This is a genomic window from Vibrio kasasachensis, from assembly GCF_050337565.1.
GTDB classification, from domain to species: Bacteria; Pseudomonadota; Gammaproteobacteria; order Enterobacterales; family Vibrionaceae; genus Vibrio; species Vibrio kasasachensis.
The window spans coordinates 1-17036 of record NZ_JAKJTB010000019.1; the positions used below are offsets into that span (position 1 = coordinate 1).

General features: G+C 43.7%; 16 protein-coding genes. 3 read left to right on the plus strand and 13 right to left on the minus strand.

The window, feature by feature from the left end:
- Window positions 1–392 precede the first annotated feature (392 nt).
- From L4C38_RS15630 to L4C38_RS15685, 12 genes are all read right to left on the minus strand, one after another.
- Window positions 393–809, minus strand: a complete 417-nt coding sequence (locus L4C38_RS15630; RefSeq protein WP_428798488.1) for a hypothetical protein — start codon at window positions 807–809, stop codon at window positions 393–395.
- 135 nt (window positions 810–944) lie between these two features.
- Window positions 945–1217 (minus strand): hypothetical protein, encoded by a 273-nt coding sequence (locus tag L4C38_RS15635; protein WP_428798489.1) that lies wholly within the window; start codon window positions 1215–1217, stop codon window positions 945–947.
- A 140-nt stretch (window positions 1218–1357) separates the two neighbouring features.
- Window positions 1358–1798: a hypothetical protein gene (locus tag L4C38_RS15640; protein WP_428798490.1), complete on the minus strand. Its 441-nt coding sequence runs from the start codon at window positions 1796–1798 to the stop codon at window positions 1358–1360.
- A gap of 148 nt (window positions 1799–1946) precedes the next feature.
- Entirely contained in the window at window positions 1947–2258 is a 312-nt protein-coding gene (locus tag L4C38_RS15645; protein ID WP_428798491.1) for an antibiotic biosynthesis monooxygenase family protein, read from the minus strand.
- 145 nt (window positions 2259–2403) lie between these two features.
- Window positions 2404–2838: a nuclear transport factor 2 family protein gene (locus L4C38_RS15650; protein WP_428798492.1), complete on the minus strand. Its 435-nt coding sequence runs from the start codon at window positions 2836–2838 to the stop codon at window positions 2404–2406.
- A 161-nt stretch (window positions 2839–2999) separates the two neighbouring features.
- Complete coding sequence (gene imm45, locus L4C38_RS15655; RefSeq protein WP_069447731.1) at window positions 3000–3338, minus strand: Imm45 family immunity protein; 339 nt, start codon at window positions 3336–3338, stop codon at window positions 3000–3002.
- Window positions 3339–3493: 155 nt separating this feature from the next.
- The gene (locus L4C38_RS15660; protein WP_428798493.1) at window positions 3494–3901 is read right to left on the minus strand and encodes a DUF1330 domain-containing protein; all 408 of its coding nucleotides are present in this window, start codon (window positions 3899–3901) and stop codon (window positions 3494–3496) included.
- Between the two features lie 135 nt (window positions 3902–4036).
- Window positions 4037–4672 (minus strand): hypothetical protein, encoded by a 636-nt coding sequence (locus L4C38_RS15665; protein ID WP_428798494.1) that lies wholly within the window; start codon window positions 4670–4672, stop codon window positions 4037–4039.
- Window positions 4673–4785: 113 nt separating this feature from the next.
- A complete protein-coding gene (locus L4C38_RS15670) occupies window positions 4786–5631 on the minus strand; it encodes a TIR domain-containing protein (RefSeq protein ID WP_428798495.1) in 846 nt (281 codons plus the stop codon).
- Window positions 5632–5825: 194 nt separating this feature from the next.
- A complete protein-coding gene (locus L4C38_RS15675) occupies window positions 5826–6137 on the minus strand; it encodes a hypothetical protein (protein ID WP_276423016.1) in 312 nt (103 codons plus the stop codon).
- 361 nt (window positions 6138–6498) lie between these two features.
- Window positions 6499–7734 carry a cysteine desulfurase-like protein gene (locus L4C38_RS15680; RefSeq protein ID WP_428798496.1) on the minus strand — a complete coding sequence of 412 codons (1236 nt, stop codon included), beginning with the start codon at window positions 7732–7734 and terminating at the stop codon, window positions 6499–6501.
- Window positions 7718–8374, minus strand: a complete 657-nt coding sequence (locus tag L4C38_RS15685) for a 2OG-Fe dioxygenase family protein (protein ID WP_428798609.1) — start codon at window positions 8372–8374, stop codon at window positions 7718–7720. The genes L4C38_RS15680 and L4C38_RS15685 overlap by 17 nt, the downstream gene beginning before the upstream one ends.
- Window positions 8375–9085: 711 nt before the next feature.
- Here L4C38_RS15685 and trxB point away from each other — a divergent pair.
- From trxB to cydC, 3 genes are all read left to right on the plus strand, one after another.
- Complete coding sequence (gene trxB / locus L4C38_RS15690) at window positions 9086–10048, plus strand: thioredoxin-disulfide reductase (RefSeq protein WP_428798497.1); 963 nt, start codon at window positions 9086–9088, stop codon at window positions 10046–10048.
- Window positions 10049–10175: 127 nt separating this feature from the next.
- Window positions 10176–11963: a heme ABC transporter permease/ATP-binding protein CydD gene (gene cydD / locus L4C38_RS15695; RefSeq protein ID WP_428798498.1), complete on the plus strand. Its 1788-nt coding sequence runs from the start codon at window positions 10176–10178 to the stop codon at window positions 11961–11963.
- Entirely contained in the window at window positions 11956–13692 is a 1737-nt protein-coding gene (gene cydC, locus L4C38_RS15700) for a heme ABC transporter ATP-binding protein/permease CydC (RefSeq protein ID WP_428798499.1), read from the plus strand. The genes cydD and cydC overlap by 8 nt, the downstream gene beginning before the upstream one ends.
- A gap of 194 nt (window positions 13693–13886) precedes the next feature.
- Here cydC and L4C38_RS15705 read toward each other — a convergent pair whose 3' ends face one another.
- Window positions 13887–16400, minus strand: a complete 2514-nt coding sequence (locus tag L4C38_RS15705; RefSeq protein WP_428798500.1) for a glycosyl hydrolase family 18 protein — start codon at window positions 16398–16400, stop codon at window positions 13887–13889.
- Window positions 16401–17036 lie beyond the last annotated feature (636 nt).

Genomic DNA, 17036 nt, shown 5'->3' on the forward strand with positions numbered 1-17036 from the left:
GCGGATCGCTTGGGCTGTCATAACCAAAAACGAAGAGTATCAACCAACATAAAACAACATACATCACCAACCCTTTGCAAAGTACGTAGTGAGATGAATAACAGGATAAATCCTACACGTTGAAAACCTTCTGCTCACACTGGCTTTTAAAGTCGATAAGGTGATTAGGACTTCGTGTTCGACTGCCTCATCTTGGCCAAGGCAAAAGCCGCTAAAACAGGCCGTATATATGGTAGTTAACCTGCGCTTTTAATCATACTGCTGACTTGCAAAACTGGGGGAGACCATATATGTGAACAACGCTGACACCTTGCCTAAAGCATTGTGCCATAAACACTAAACTTACTTGAAGTAACGGCGCCAAGCGTTGTGAATCACTCTTAAATTTATTGTTAGGCTTTCATGCAGCTTTTAATTTTTGCATGTGCGAGCTCAACTATCGAGTTAACTTTCTGCTGAGTTATTACTCCTGAGCCAATATCTTCCAACATCAATGCTTCAACCTTAGAGGTACTATCTTGAAGGGTTACACCGCTAGCTATTGAAGAAATTGACAATTTCCGATATGTATCTGGATAATGTTCCAATGAATCATACGCACAGTTTGCCATTTTTTTCGTAGTTGTCTCCAAAATAAAGTTGAGAAGATCAGGCTCTAAATCAGGCATGCGCTCTTTCATGCGAATGCGCATTGTTGGCATAACTTCCTTAGCGTAGTTTTCGATGTATCGACTTTTCAGGTTAACACTTTGATCGGCAATCGCTGGCACAGCAATTATCGATAGACTCAACAAAATCAAAATTTTCATATAACTCCTTTTAGCCTAACGCCGCGTTAAGTAGTGAGCAACGCTAGCCACTTTACCTAAACCATTGCACCGTAAACACAACACTTAGCTGAAACCAAAATCGCCGAGCGTTGCGAATCTGTCTTAAACGCTTTGTTATGTGTTTTCGTCGTCACCAATGGATAAATCTAATTTACCATCTCTGTAGAGCTTCCATTCTTCCCAGGCTTCTGGGGCATAGATGTCATGATAGCCACGCTGCTTTAGAAATGCAGGCATGCCAGATAGAGGCTGGCTTACTTTTGTTGCTTTATCTCTTATTCTCAAAACTTCAGTTTCTGAAAGAGGCCGCTTTGCAATTTCCTCTGCTCTGGTTAACAAGGCAACTAGAGCTGGAATATAAACATCCACTAATTTTTCTTGATTCATACCTCGAAATCCTTTTACACATAACGCCGCGTTAAGTGGTGAGCAACGCTACCACCCTACCTAAAACTATTGTGCCGTAAACACTAAAGCTGAACCAAACTGAAAATGCCGAGCGTTGGGAATCCGTCTTAAACGCTTTGTTATACGAATTGATCCCCATAGCTCAGTATCGCTTGTTCTGGTGTATCTTCTGGTGTGAGAGCAACTCTACAAGCCAAAGACGAAGACAATTTTTCTAAAAACTCTAGTAAAACCTCAAAGTCCGCCTCACTACTTACATCACGAGGCGATAAATCTAATTCAATTTCGGTTTCTATAAAGAAGTGGCAATTGAGACAAAAATTAGCATTTAGCTTAATCGACAAAATCGTCGGCTCGGCATCTTGTAAGTTTTTGATTGAGGAAAAAGTGTCGGGAAGACTCTGCAAATTTCCACCATGCCTAAACGCAATTTCATACTTTGATAGTTTGATGAAATCAAGAAACTGATCCCATTTAGCTAAGTTGATGTCCTCAATGTAAACATCCCTTAAGCTACCATCAACTTCAAACTCTTCTTTAAATTGAGTCCATTGATACATAACTTTTTCACCAAATTTACTAGATTCGTATAACGCCGCGTTAAGTGGCGAGCAACGCTACCACCCAGCCTAAACCATTGTGACATAAACACTTAAAATAAAGTGCCCCGAAAACACCATGCGTTGGGAGTCCGTCTTAAACGCTTTGTTATAACCACATATTTTCGTGGACTTCATAGTGATTAACATGATGGTCTGGATTTAATTTATATTTCTCATCTTCTGGATACAACTTGGCAATACCTATATCCTCACCCGAAAATGCCTTGATACACTCAAGATCTTTCCAATACGTCAGTAGCGTAATTTCAGCATTATCACCTAAATCTCGATTAAAAATTTGTGCTCCAAGAAAGCCAGCTGTTCCCGACGTATCTTTAATACCTGTTTCATACAGGTAAGCAATAAAGCCCTTTTCATATTCTTTTGGGCATGTAGCCTTCCATTCCCTTGCTATCATAAATACTCCATTTTATCCCGTGGTTATAACGCCGCGTTAAGTGGTGAGCAACGCCAACCACCCTACCTAACCCATTGTGACATAAACACTTAAACCAAAGTAAGCCGAAAACGCCATGCGTTGGGAATCCGTCTTAAACGCTTTGTTATGCGCGTTTTTCTGAGGGACTTGGGTAAGCCCGTCCTTTCGCCTGTGAGTCTGACGCTATAGACGCATGTCTATGAACCCAAACCCAACGTTCTATTTTCTTTAAAACCACACTCCAACGAATAGGTACGCTAATTGCGCCACTTCCAGTATTTAAATGAATGGTTAAGCACTGTGAAACAACTGCATAACCGTCGGAAATTACAATATCCGACCAGCCCCACACAAACTTAGTTGCGGTTGCTTCTGCGAAATTTCTAAGAAATAGCGCCTTTACTGACTTAGTACCGGAACACAATTCATCTTCACCAGTGCCAATAACAGAAATATCATCACTAGAATCAAATACTAACATCAATGCATCTATATCTTTGGCACAGTACGCTTTCGCATAATCTCCCAATGTAGAAACGATCTCGTCTAGCTCTTGCATGGTACACTCCTCTGTTAAAGTGAAGTGTAGACCAACGCGGCATAACGCCGCATTAAGTGGTGAGCAACGCGACCACCCAACCTTAAACCTTGCCACATTCAGCACTAAAGCAGACCTAAACTGAAATTGCCAAGCGTTGAGAATCCGTCTTAAATGCTTTGTTAGGCAATAGTTCCAATTTCCTGCGTATAGCCTTCTGATACTTGCACTTCAGTCACTGATGTCTCGGGATAAACCCAATTAGTCCAATTTTCAATAAGCCAGGTCTTGCTAATGGCTTGAACTTTTCCTTTCGCTCGTGCCTCTAATGGCAGCCCGCCTTCATGGTGACCACTTTTATAACCGGTGGTGCAAACAAGAGAAAAACCACTTTCGGAAGCTGAGTCTAAAAACAGCATAAAATCGACAACAGGTTCGAATGGATAAGTAGCAGGAAATCTAAATACAGTTCCCCGCCACAAATTCTCATCTTCCAATTCCACTAATTTTTTCCATTCCATAACTGCATAATTCCTGATATTGCCTAACGCCGCGTTAAGTGGCGAGCAACGCTAACCACCATACTTAACCCTTTGTGACATAGACACTTAAACTAAACTGACCCGAAAACGCCATGCGTTGGGAGTCCGTCTTAAACGCTTTGTTATGTTGTAACTTAAGGCGCCTTCGTTTCTATGTTTAACTGTCCTGCCAAACCTGCCTCTCGATGAACGCCTAGAGCCTTGAATTCTTCCGATGACGTCATTTCAAGGAGAGCTTGTCGTGATGGATACCTAACGATTACAAATGAATCCCAGATGTCTTCAACCTGACCTAGAATTAGCCCCGTAATTTCCGAATAGAAAACCACTTTTGCACCGTATTTCTCAAGAATCTTTGCCATCGGGTGACCATACAAATCGTATGCTTCCCTACCCGTTAAAGTTGATTCCCGACCATCTGCATATTCCGCTTTTTCTCGAAATTTGAACAGGTTCAGCAAATGAATTTCACCAGAATCAGGTGAAGATTTCAGTCTATCCATCTGACTATCTGATGGGTAAAGTTGATTAAGAACTTCCATTTTTCCTCCTTCAACATAACGCCGCATTAAGTGGTGAGCAACGCCTACCACCAAGCCTAACCCATTGTGACATAAACACTTAAACTGAAGTAAGCCGAAAACGCCATGCGTTGGGAATCCGTCTTAAATGCTTTGTTAGGCTTGTTCTAACCAATACCTTTGATTCTTATCATACAGATAACCTAACTGATTTAGCCTGTCTAATAACGTCGCATACTTACCTCGATAATATAGAAACATAATGTTATCGCCGCTCAAAATATCATAACGCCTTACAACTGCGGCTAAGCGTAGTAAATGCAGATCAGCCGACTGCATTAACTCCTGCCCCATCAATGTTTGCCATTGCTTTTCACCTTTTGCTTTCTCGTCTTTTTTAGGGACATGATTTTCGTAAAACGCACCGAAGAACTCTAAACGTAATATTTCACTGTATCCGTAATTATTCCCTTCGAACTCAAAAGTGATGTTGTGACGATTAAGGCACTTATCCAGATCTGCTTCAGTTTTTTCTAGGATGATTAGTAATGACCTTTGCTCTGAATCAATTGACTGTTGTTGCAACTGCTTCTGCTGTAGGTGCAGTGTTTTCAATAGTGCTACAAAAGCCAATGCAGATATCAAAGGACCAGCGGTACCAGAAAGGTATGAACCATAAGCACCAATAAAAGAAGTGTTAGTCTCTAAAACAGGTATACTTAGAAACGGTAGTATAGACAAGACCAATAAACCTAAAATGCCTAAAACAATTAACCACAGATAAAATTTCACATTTTCTCCTAAAGCCTAACGCCGCATTAAGGTGTGACGCACGCTTGCCATACTGTGAGCGAAGCGAACCGGCAAGCGTAAGGAATCACTCTTAAATGCTTTGTTATACGAATTTAGAACGGGATATCATCTTCTAATTCAAGGCCTGGTACAGATATAAATTGCTGAGGAGGCTTAGGGTGCATCGCTACATCAACTTGTTCTTCATTGTCTAATACATAGTCAATGCCATCTTGAGTTAATTTATACCCATACCACTCATTACCATTGAAATCTGAATCAAGGGCTCTTTCAATCAAACGCATTCGCTCAAGTTTAATTAGCGCAAGATTTAGTTTGTATGGTTGTAAACCATTAGATAAATTAAATGAAGTTATAAGATCATTATCAGTAGCTGTCGAAAGCAAGTTACCGAGTATCACTAACATTGATTCTGAAACAACATGTTTTGGTGAATGTTTAGAACCCACAGGCTGATGCAAGTCGTCTTTTGATTTACTGTGAAAACTACCCAATTCATTTATTTGCTTCAAAAACCTAGTACAAGCTGCATTTACCGCAGATTCGAGGTCGCCATCACTGCGGTTTGGGTCATAGTCATTGACGTTGACGCCCAATAAATCGGTAGGCATATGTAGCTTTTCATCACGCGGTTTCAAAATAAAGCAACGATCTTTCCCTAGCGCTCCAATGAAAAGACCTAATTCAAATATCACATTATCTCGGACAGTTGGCTTAGGATTGTCTCTCATTACTGTTAAGTCTTCAGGACGAAATATAAAAAGAGCAAAGTCGACATTTTTTGATTTTTTAGTTAGGGAAGTAAGTGTATCGCCACCCGAATTAAATATTTTGTCCCAAATTGTCACTTCAACCTTTCTATCAAGGCAGGCATTGCATGCGCTTGCAATATCATAGCTTTCTGAAGATGAACCAATAAACAAACGAGGCTTTTTCATATAATGCAACCAGTAGAGTTAATGCCGCCAGTATACCATATTGAACGTCAGGGTATGAAACTGAGCGAATTTGTATAACGCCGCGTTAAGTGGTGAGCAACGCATACCACCTTACTTAAACCATTGTGCCGTAAACACTTAAGCTGAATCAAACCGAAAATGCCACGCGTTGCGAATCCGTCTTGAACGCTTTGTTATGTTCGTGAGCTTGAATATTTGAAATGAACCTTGAGCACCCCGTTTAAAGCAAGAGAAGATAGACTTACTGCTCCTTTTTCTGGGACTTCAAGGTCATTGCCTTTCAAACGAGCGGCTTCTTCATTGTTAGCTAAGAGTATCCATTGATGATCGAAACCAGCCACTTTCGCCAGGTAAGAGCGAGCATCAATAGCATCAACTAAAGTTTGAATAGTTGAGGTCTCTGGCAATTCTAATTTTAAGAAGTGAGGAGCATCGCAGTCATCTCCCATACATACACTATCTCTTGTTAGTTTGACTCTCAGCATAAAAACTCCAATAGAACATAACAGCTTATTAGACAGAAAAATTCTGTATTTAAATTTAATATTATTCTATCTAATATCTTAATGGCGTTAACCCTACCTCGTTTTAATTAAAATTAACAGTGAGTTACGGGCTGCCACTTTCAGTATGCATCCCAAAATGCAGACTTTTTCTGTATAGCATGAATCAATGTGCCAAACCGCAAAGCATGTGTGTATAACCAGTTAAAAATGAAATGAAAAATTCACCGTTTTTATCTTAGTTATGTAATACCAACTATCACGTTTTGGGGGGGAAACTGAGTCATCAGATAAACAAAAACCACCTTCCGGTGGCTTCGGTTTATCTTCATCACTTACTACATTAACTCTCTAGCAGCATGGTCAACGCATCGAATAGTCGGTCAATTTCTTCAACCGTGTTGTAATGCATCATACCAATGCGCAGCACACCACCGCTTTGCTCTAAACCAAGTTGCCGCATAATTCCCAGTGCGTAAAAATGACCACTCCACAAACAAAGGTTTTGCTCGCTCAGTGCTATCGCAACATCTTGGGGTGAATGCTTATCAAACGTCAACGCAAAGGTCGGTGTTCTTTGTTCACTACTTGCGACATTTCTTCCGATCAACGTCACGCCTTTCAGTGCCCATAGTCGCTGTAAAAAGTACTTGCTCAATTCGGTCTCATATTGATTATAAATCGCAAAGCTTTGTTGCAATCTTTGACGCAAGCTTTTGTTTGAATCCCCCCATTGCGCCAAGTAATCAATCGCAGCAATAAGCCCAGCTATTGCTTCAAAGCTTTGCGTACCTGTTTCAAATCGTCCTGGGCCGAGATCGGGGGCGGGCTCCACTTTATAGGGCTGAACGGCGTGCAACCATTTGGGCGCGATGTAAGCAATACCAATATGAGGACCAAAGAACTTATAGGCGGAACAGACTAAAAAATCACACTCTAATTGCTGCACGTCGATCAAATGATGAGGAGCATAATGTACTGCATCGACATAAACCTGAGCACCTACCTGCTTTGCGGCTTTGACCACAGGGGAAATATCCACAATTGAACCCGAAGTATTCGAGGCTAATGTCAGTGCAACTAAGCGAGTTTTCGGGTTAATAAGCGACAAAAGGTGCTCAATATCAAGGCTGCAATCTTCCGGTTTAACCCGCGCTTCTCTCACCAAAACTGATTTATCTGCAGCGGCTTGCTGCCAACTGCTCACGTTGGCGTAATGATCTAACGCCGTGACTATAACTTCGTCCCCTTCCTGCCAAGAGCGGCTAATAGCACGACTTAGGGAAAATGTTAATGTCGTCATGTTCGCGCCAAATACGATTGAATCGGCACTCGGCGAATTCAGCAGAGCTTGAGAAGTCATGCGTGCATCAGACATCAATTTCATGGTGATTTGGCTAGAAAAATAAGCACCACCTAAGTTCGCATTGAAATGCCCAAGGTAGCTTGTCATTTCTTCTAGCACTGATGATGGAACTTGCGAGCCTCCCGGGCCATCAAAAAAGGTAACCGGTAGATCGTTGTGGCATTGGTGTAGTGCACCAAACTGCGCCCGTACTTTATCAGGAGTGAAGTTCATCAATCCCCTCCTTTGCAGTGAGTACAAATAGATCCATGTGCCCGCCTTGCGCATTGTCAACTGTACGAATTGGGCAGGCGTTATGCCACAGATGTTTGTCAGCTAACAACGCCACCTCGCCATTTTCCAACACTTTACAGAAGAATGGGGCCTCATGACTATCGCTGTACAGCATGATCTCACCACCAACGATGTTATGACGACCAATGCCAATCAACGCAATATGATCAAAACCATCTTGGTGCACACCTTCTGGAGCAACTTGTGTCTCATCAAATATCGCTGAGATGCGAATCTGATGAATTTCAATTTCCTGACCATTCGGCAAATCGTTACTTTCAACAAACAGTCGGCACATTTCACGCATTCCGTCACTTGTTAGCGTTGCATCAAGTAACGATTCAAATTGGCGGATGATGTCACCTTGAAAGTGGTTAATCTCTTCAGATTGAACAAACTCATTCTTATCTGTCGCAACAACCTTATCATTGATATAACGAACCACAGAATAGCGTCGAAGACGATACTCACCATCAGCATGGCTGGTATGAGGTAACAATTGAAACGATGGCGATAGTTGGCTTATTGCCTCACCACTTAGACGAGTGATCTGCAATGTGCTGTCGTGGTTACGTAACATCATCTGCTCCTTAATGAATTGCACAACCGTTGGTGTTAACATTTTATTCACATACACCTTTGCGCATTAATTCGGCTAGATCAACACTTAGCAGTGCATGTATCTATCAAAAATCATAATTTAAAACATAAAACCATCACAACAAAGATCAGTAGTGAATGATTTCAATTTAGCCAATTCAGCTTAAACAAAACTAGAATAGTTCACTAGCACGTTAGATTAATGTCACTAAATTCAACAAATTAAACCGTAAAATAATGAAGGCTGTTTTTAAGCACTTACCTTTAATCGATTTCAGATCATATCTGAAAAAGTAAAACTCGATTACTCGCATAACAGACGTTAACGCACAAAAACTCTTCCCCACATAGGCGATGTTTTTACCGGGCTTAGTTCTGGTTCTATACCCGTCACACTTGAAGTTGCATCAGTGTTGGCTGTGTTCGTGCGCCCCAATCATATAGTTCATCTATGCTCAGGAGACTTTCTTATTTACCGCATAGCTGAATCTTCAAGTTTCTTGGGTATAAGTTATTGCGATTTATTTAATTACTCTGGCTTGAATGTCCTTTTCCTGTCCCCATCATTTCTATTACAATCGAACATATTCATATACCCAAGCACCCTTAATTTGGAGGTTACTTGGGTATAACAAACAGTGATTCCCACCGCGCATAAAGCGCCGCTCGGGTAAATGCTAATGGAGCGCTAATGAGCAACGTAAAACACTGCAACCTACTAATTCTTGGTTCTGGTCCTGCTGGCTATACAGCCGCGGTCTATGCTGCACGTGCTAACTTGAAGCCTGTACTGGTAACTGGCATGCAGCAAGGTGGTCAATTAACCACAACAACAGAAGTTGAAAACTGGCCAGGAGATCCTGAAGGTCTTACTGGTCCAAACCTAATGGAACGCATGAAAGAACATGCTGAACGTTTTGAAACGGAAATGTTGTTTGACCATATAAACCAAGTTGATTTTAGTCAGCGTCCATTCCGACTCAAGGGTGACAGTGCTGAATACACCTGCGACGCCTTAATCATTTCAACCGGCGCATCAGCTAAGTACCTTGGTCTAGAATCGGAAGAAGCATTTAAAGGCCGTGGCGTTTCAGCCTGTGCAACCTGCGACGGTTTCTTCTACCGTAACCAGAAAGTTGCTGTGGTTGGTGGCGGTAACACTGCGGTTGAGGAAGCGCTTTACCTATCCAACATTGCATCAGAAGTACATCTGATCCACCGTCGGGAAGGTTTCCGTGCGGAAAAAATCCTGATTAAGCGCCTGATGGATAAAGTTGAAAACGGTAATATTACTTTGCATACCGACCGTACGCTTGAAGAAGTCGTCGGCGACGATATGGGTGTGACTGGTGTGCGCTTGAAAGATACCAAATCGGATGCAATTGAAGAGCTAGAAGTGATGGGCGCATTTATCGCGATTGGTCACCAACCAAACACCGCGATGTTTGAAGGTCAACTTGAGATGAAAGATGGCTACATTGTGGTGAAGTCAGGCTTAGACGGCAATGCTACTCAAACCAGTGTTGAAGGTGTTTTTGCAGCAGGTGACGTTATGGACCACAATTATCGTCAAGCTATTACCTCTGCGGGTACAGGATGTATGGCAGCACTCGACGCTGAACGCTACCTAGACAGCCTAAGCGACAAGGCATAATCTAAAGCTCTGTTGAGTCTACTCACATTTTTTCACTAAATCCCTAAAGCCCTGCGGTATTACCGCGGGGCTTTCTTTTGTATACTCTCCAGTTCAAAAACTAAAATAACAGCAGTAAGCCTTCATAATGGATAAAAAGAAACAACGCAGCTTGAATAAGTGGCTACGTGAACAAAGTAAACTGGCGAAGCGCTGGTTACTTGTTGCGGTTGGTCTCGGTGTCCTTTCAAGTATTTTCCTGTTGGGGCAAGCAGCTTTGCTCGCTTCAATTCTTCATCAACTCATCATTGAACAAGTCGACAAGTCCACGCTGATTGGGCATTTTGCCGGCTTAGCCGTCATCGTCGCAATCCGCGCACTCTGCTCATGGGGACGTGAAATTGCTGGCTATCGCTGCGGAGAGCAGATCCGTCTTTATATTCGTCAGCTCATCTTTGATAAGCTGCGAGAGCTCGGTCCTGCTTATATTAAAGGTAAGCCCGCAGGTACATGGGCAGCATTACTACTTGAACAAGTAGAAGAAATGCACGATTTCTTTGCCCGATATTTACCGCAAATGTCGTTGGCAGTGCTCGTGCCATTTATCATTCTTGTTGTTGTGTTCCCAGTAAACTGGGCGGCAGGCTTAATTTTCCTGCTTACCGCTCCACTGGTTCCCTTGTTCATGGCATTAGTCGGTATCAAAGCTGCCGATGCAGGGCAAAAGAACTTTAAAGCTTTGCAGCGTCTTTCTGGTCACTTCTATGACCGCTTGCAGTCAATGACGACGATCCGCTTGTTCGACCGCACCAAAGCCGAAACAGATCTCATGCAAGGAGCATCTGAAGTATTTCGCTCTCGTACAATGGATGTGTTACGTATTGCTTTCCTTTCTTCCGCAGTACTGGAATTTTTCACCTCGATCTCCATCGCGCTAACCGCAGTTTATTTTGGTTTTGCCTTTATTGGTGAGCTTAACTTTGGTGATTACGGGCTTGGCGTCACTCTATTTGCAGGGATGTTCGTCTTGGTCCTTGCCCCTGAGTTTTATCAACCTCTACGAGATTTAGGCACTTTCTACCATGCAAAACAACAAGCGGTTGGCGCAGCTGAAAGCATTGTGGAATTTCTTGAAACGGATGTGACTGCGGTTAAATCCGGTAAAACACCTATTGCCGATGCCAGCAAGATCACAGTAAGTGCTCATAATTTGGAAGTGTTTAGCTTGGAAGGTAAAAAGTTGTTGGGTCCGGTTTCGTTTGAAATCACCGCACAACAAACCACCGCCCTTGTTGGTCCGAGCGGCGCAGGAAAAACCAGTTTAGTGAATGCTATTTTGGGCTTTTTACCCTACCAAGGTTCATTGACGATTAACGGGATTGAACGTGCTGAATTGGATCTCACTAATTGGCGCAAAAACATCAGTTGGGTAGGACAAAACCCCCTGCTTCTTCATGGCACCATTAGAGAGAACATCACGTTAGGTAAGCAAGATGTGAGCGACGAAGCTATCAACAATGTCCTTGAAAGTTCATTCGCTGCTGAATTTGTTCATCAACACGGTTTAGATTATCCAATCTCCGATCGCTCTGGCGGGCTTTCTGTCGGGCAAGCTCAACGCTTGGCATTGGCGCGAGCTATGCTGCAAGATGGTCAATTCTGGTTATTAGACGAACCCACGGCAAGCTTAGATGCTCACAGTGAACGTTTAGTCACTGAAGGTTTAAACAAGCAAATTGATGGGAAGAGTGCGTTGATTGTGACCCACCAACTCGCTCCTTTGCAAAACGTTGACCAAATACTCGTAATGCACGAAGGGCGAATCGTCCAAACAGGCGAATTTGCCGCTCTTGCTAATCAGCAGGGTTTATTCCAAGAAATGCTTAGTGCCAACCAAGCCCTACAGCAACACAATGAGGGAAGTTTAGATGCGTGATTTAATCCCTTATCTCAAACTGTATAAGAAACATTGGTTCGGTCTTTCACTGGGCATGCTACTCGCATTTTTAACTCTATGCGCCTCCATTGGTCTATTGACACTATCTGGGTGGTTCTTATCTGCTGCTGCCGTTGCAGGCTTAACCATTGCACGCCAAACCTTCAACTACATGTTGCCTGGGGCATTCGTGCGTGGTTGTGCCATGGGTCGAACTGCCGGGCGTTGGGGTGAGCGTGTGGTCAGTCACAACGCCACTTTCAAACTATTAACTGACCTGCGTATTTTCTTTTTCAAGAAATTAGCACCGTTAGTGCCGGGCAAAGTTTCCAATCTCCGCGATGCTGATCTACTCAACCGCTTAATTGCTGACATCGACGCAATGGATCATGTCTATCTACGTCTTATCAGCCCGATGGTGGTTGGAATATTAGGTATCACGGCACTAACTGCGCTGCTTTGTTGGTTTGACCTAACCTTAGGTTTAACCCTTGGTGCAATTTTACTCACGCTATTAATATGCTGGCCGATCTTGTTTTACAAATTGGGCAAACGCAACGGTGGTGAATTAACACAGAACAAAGCTGAGTTACGCATTACCACTCTTGATTGGTTGCAAGGCTATAGTGAACTAACCTTATTTGGAGCGGAAGAACGCTACCGTAATGCAATTTATTCCGCACAAGAAAAACTGCTAAAAAACCAACACTTCGATGCACATTTTTCCGGATTAGCTCAAGCGCTGCTAATGCTGACAAATGGCTGGACATTAGTGTTAATGCTTTGGCTTGCGGCAGATGGTGTAGCCGGAGCGCAGCCTGATCCTATGATTGCCCTATTCGCTTTTGCAACATTAGCCAGTGTTGAACTGCTAATGCCGATCGCCGGCGCGTTCCAGCACTTAGGAAAAACGCTGACTTCAGCGCGTCGTTTGAATGATGTAATTTTAGCTGAGCCTGATGTGGTCTTTCCTGAGCAGAATGTCGAACACGACAATCAATACAGCATTGAATACCGCAATGTCACCTTTACTTACCTTGATGGAAGAAACCCTGCGGTAGAAGCGATTAACCTGACTATCCCAGCGAAAAATCGAGTCGCAGTTGTCGGGCAAACCGGCTCGGGTAAATCGACCTTATTGCAATTACTGACTCGCTACTGGGATGTAAACCAAGGTGAGCTTCTAATCGCAGGAAAGCCAATTCAATACTGGAGCGAATCACAGTTACGTAAAGCCATCACTGTCGTAAGCCAGCGAGTTGATGTACTAAATGGCACACTACGCGACAACTTAATTCTCGCGAAACCTGAAGCGGACGATGATGAGATTAGCTTGGCATTGCACAAAGTGGGCTTGAGCAAACTGCTAGAAGGCGAAACCTCAAGCAAAAGTGGGTTGGATGCATGGCTAGGTGATGGCGGACGCCAGCTTTCTGGTGGTGAAAAGCGCCGAATTGGTATCGCTCGCGCGCTTTTACATAACGCGCCTATTTTATTGCTAGACGAACCAACTGAAGGCTTAGATAAACGAACGGAACAACAAATAATGGCGTTGTTCGAGAAACATTTCGAAGGCAAAACGGTGCTATTCATTACACACCGACTCGTTAACCTGAATAAAATGGATGCAGTTTGTTTGATCGAAAACGGAAAGATCGTTGAGCATGGCAATCACCATGATCTTGTCGCACAACAAGGGCGCTACTACCAACTAAATCAAACGCTATAACCCATTGTAAATAGTAACAAACACCGAATAAAAACCGAGCATTGCCGCTCGGTTTTTTCTTAGCTCTTTAGTTAGAAATCTTCGCCCTGCTCGCTCAAAATCACGCGTAGTTCTTTACTCAACTCCTGATTTGAGAACAAAGCAATAGGCTAAATTTATCATTTGTGTACCACTTAGCTTTCAATCTTTCTGGCTTAGATAGCACAAGATGAGGGAACTTCACGCCATACTCCCCACTCTCCACTTGTAGTCGGATCGTTTCCTGTCGTCCACCATTGCGCCTCCCAAGTCACCCCAGCCCAAATAACTTGATCACCAGTGTTATACACCGCGCCGGCGTCCCAATTATCGCTGCAAGAATTGCTGGCTGCTAAAACCGTCACCACCGCTGATGCGCTTGCCGTATTGCTGCCATCACTGACTGTGACGCTAAAGCTCAATGGCGTATCAACCGAGTAAGAAGCGGCGACAAAACTCACAGATGCCCCTTGCACGGTAGCATTAATCCCCGCTGGAACATCCCAAACAAACGTCAATGGGTCTAGATCCGGATCCGATGATGCCGAAGCGTCAATCACTACCGTATCACCTGCTGCAACTTGCGTTGGTGCGCTAATCACCGCGACCGGAGGTTGACCAACCGAGGCTGCGTTAACCGTCACAACAACGCTATCCGTTGCCGCTAGGTTGTCACTGTCGGTAACCGTAAGCTGAAAAGTTAAGGTTTCCGTTTGGACCACTTGCTCTGCCGTAAAGCTGGCAACAGCTGCATTCGGGTTGGTTAATGTAACTGCCGTACCACCCGTTTGTAACCATGCATAACTGACAATCGTGCCATCTGAATCCGAAGAAGCGCTACCATCTAAAGACACAGATACTGGACCTACTACAGATTGGTCTGCACCGGCAACCGCTACTGGGCTGAATGGCCCACCTGCTCCACCAGCTAAACCATCATGCATCGCGTTTAAGATATCACCATTATCGGCGTCAATTTCCCACGAGAACAATCCTGCTAAACCTAAGCCGCGAACGTAAGCACCTTTCGCTTTTACCGAGCGATCATCATCAAAAGAAACAAGCTGGCCGGTAGCTCGATTCCACACATATGCGGCTTCAGCTTGCGCATCGTAACCATATTCAAAGCCGTTCAAGCCTTGTTTATTGTCTCCCAACATATTGGCTTGCAAGCCTTTATAATCAATGATGCCTGGTTCCCACATACCGATTGCCGTCGTACCGGTCAACATACCAGTTCCGACACCTGTCATCGGATCGGTTGGGTCACTCAGCGATGAAGGCATAACTCCATCCCATCCACGACCATACATAGCTGCACCAAGCACCAATTTGTTCGCAGGAACACCTTGCGCCAACAATAGATTAATTGCATTGGCTCCCGTATAAGCAGGGCCTTGATAAGGTACGCCACCCGCATCAACACCAGTGCCATCACATTGGCCGGCACTCATGAAAGTACCACAGTTAAGTGCGGTATGGTGACCAGGCGTATTGCTCCAACCGCCATAGAAATCGTAACTCATCGCAAATATGTAATCCATATGCTGAGCCGCTTGCGCATAGTTGACATCTTCCAACTTGTCGTAACCAACACCAATGGCCGAAGTCAGCTCATAAACGCGACCAGTTTGAAGCTCAAGTTCATCAAGCATGGCGCGCAGTTCTTGCATTAGAGCCACATAAGCTGGTCCATCATTGACAGGATCACCAAGGCTGGCTGTAGTGCCGCCGCCGCCAGGAAATTCCCAGTCAATATCCACGCCATCAAAGAACTTCCATGTAGTAAGGAATCGTTTCATTGACGCAACAAACACATCACGGTTGGCTTTGGTCGTAAAATCATAAAATGGGTCAGACAGTGTCCAGCCACCAACTGATGGCAAAATTTTCAGGTCAGGATTGCGCTGCTTAAGCGCCATCAGCATCGCGAAGTTACCTCTAATTGGCGTGCTGGCATTATGCCCCGCCTGAGCGAAACTTTTTTGATATGCCGCCCACGGATCATGAACGACCACTTCATAGTCTTGCATACCCTGACACGCTTTTTGCAGTGCAGAGTATCCGGTTCCTCCTGCTGACTTTAAGCCTTCATTAAGACCACACATAGGAATAAAACCATAAAGAATATGGGTTAAATTATCGACAGGGATATTGTCTACAGTAAAGGCGCGATCATAAATACCCCATTCAACAAAATAAGTGCCGACCACTGTGTTGGCGGGCATAGTGTAACTGTTGTTATTGGGAGCAACATTCATGGTCAATGGCGCAAGGTGTGAACCATCGGTATCTGCAACCGTAATTTCAGCGGCGGTACTTTGAGTACAACCGGTGGCATCACAGGCCTCAATCACCATCTGATACACACCGCCCTGAGCGTAGCCAAAATTAGCCGTTGTCTGATTGCCAGAAATCGGTCCCGTGGCAACTTGCACACCATCAAAATAGATATTGTAGGTGTCTCCTGTAGCCCCACTCCACTGATTAAACGTCACAGCAATCGGTGCTAAATCATGATAGGTCACCATCTGGTCATACCCAGAAGTGGTTTCCATAGCTAACTCTACTTTTGAAAATTGAAGATTATTGGAGCCATACATATCAATGCTAGGAGCACTTGGCACAGCTAGCGCCGCTCCAGATAGAGCGAGTGCGACACTAGCCACACACATGTTTAAACGAATCATAGTCTTATCTCATTCCTTGAATATTAACCACCAAAACAACAACAGCAGGTGTATGACTGCTCTGATAAATCAGAACATCTCCGTTAGTATTTATTAATTGTGAAAAGTGCGATGTGAATTTGTGTCAGCCTTCGACAGGTCGCCTAAAAAGTAATCAATTGGATGATGGTATGTTACATATGCAACGAGATATTAAGCCTGTTATTTATAGTTAAGCTAATCAAAAATCCAGATGTATACCCGTCATACTTGAAGTTGCAGCGGTGTTGGCTGTGTTCGTGCGCCCCAATCACATAGTTCACCTATGCTCAGGGGACTTTCTTACTTGCCGCCTACCTGCATCTTCAAGTTTCTTGGGTATATTGAGGATGCCAGCGGCTGATCAGCGTTGTGAACAAAATCGAGCGATAGGCTGATTTTGCGATCAGATGCTGTAGTCTTTTCAAATGGTCATAAATAGAACAAGGTCAACCTTCCACGCTTTGCCTTGTTTTATATCGCTCGCCACTCCACGGACTCATTCTTTACCACCTTTCTAAATCTTTACTCCTAAAGTTGCCCCATCAATATTTGTTAATTACTTGTGAAATTTAAATTTATAGCACAAGCTGAATTGATAAATCATACAACTATCAA

What these genes read in the sequence shown, in the direction of transcription:
- L4C38_RS15630 (WP_428798488.1), bottom strand. Translation starts at nt 809, where the DNA reads ATGAAAATTTTGATTTTGTTGAGTCTATCGATAATTGCTGTGCCAGCG.
- L4C38_RS15635 (WP_428798489.1), bottom strand. Translation starts at nt 1,217, where the DNA reads ATGAATCAAGAAAAATTAGTGGATGTTTATATTCCAGCTCTAGTTGCC.
- L4C38_RS15640 (WP_428798490.1), bottom strand. Translation starts at nt 1,798, where the DNA reads ATGTATCAATGGACTCAATTTAAAGAAGAGTTTGAAGTTGATGGTAGC.
- L4C38_RS15645 (WP_428798491.1), bottom strand. Translation starts at nt 2,258, where the DNA reads ATGATAGCAAGGGAATGGAAGGCTACATGCCCAAAAGAATATGAAAAG.
- L4C38_RS15650 (WP_428798492.1), bottom strand. Translation starts at nt 2,838, where the DNA reads ATGCAAGAGCTAGACGAGATCGTTTCTACATTGGGAGATTATGCGAAA.
- imm45 (WP_069447731.1), bottom strand. Translation starts at nt 3,338, where the DNA reads ATGGAATGGAAAAAATTAGTGGAATTGGAAGATGAGAATTTGTGGCGG.
- L4C38_RS15660 (WP_428798493.1), bottom strand. Translation starts at nt 3,901, where the DNA reads ATGGAAGTTCTTAATCAACTTTACCCATCAGATAGTCAGATGGATAGA.
- L4C38_RS15670 (WP_428798495.1), bottom strand. Translation starts at nt 5,631, where the DNA reads ATGAAAAAGCCTCGTTTGTTTATTGGTTCATCTTCAGAAAGCTATGAT.
- L4C38_RS15675 (WP_276423016.1), bottom strand. Translation starts at nt 6,137, where the DNA reads ATGCTGAGAGTCAAACTAACAAGAGATAGTGTATGTATGGGAGATGAC.
- L4C38_RS15680 (WP_428798496.1), bottom strand. Translation starts at nt 7,734, where the DNA reads ATGAACTTCACTCCTGATAAAGTACGGGCGCAGTTTGGTGCACTACAC.
- L4C38_RS15685 (WP_428798609.1), bottom strand. Translation starts at nt 8,374, where the DNA reads ATGTTACGTAACCACGACAGCACATTGCAGATCACTCGTCTAAGTGGT.
- trxB (WP_428798497.1), top strand. Translation starts at nt 9,086, where the DNA reads ATGAGCAACGTAAAACACTGCAACCTACTAATTCTTGGTTCTGGTCCT.
- cydD (WP_428798498.1), top strand. Translation starts at nt 10,176, where the DNA reads ATGGATAAAAAGAAACAACGCAGCTTGAATAAGTGGCTACGTGAACAA.
- cydC (WP_428798499.1), top strand. Translation starts at nt 11,956, where the DNA reads ATGCGTGATTTAATCCCTTATCTCAAACTGTATAAGAAACATTGGTTC.
- L4C38_RS15705 (WP_428798500.1), bottom strand. Translation starts at nt 16,400, where the DNA reads ATGATTCGTTTAAACATGTGTGTGGCTAGTGTCGCACTCGCTCTATCT.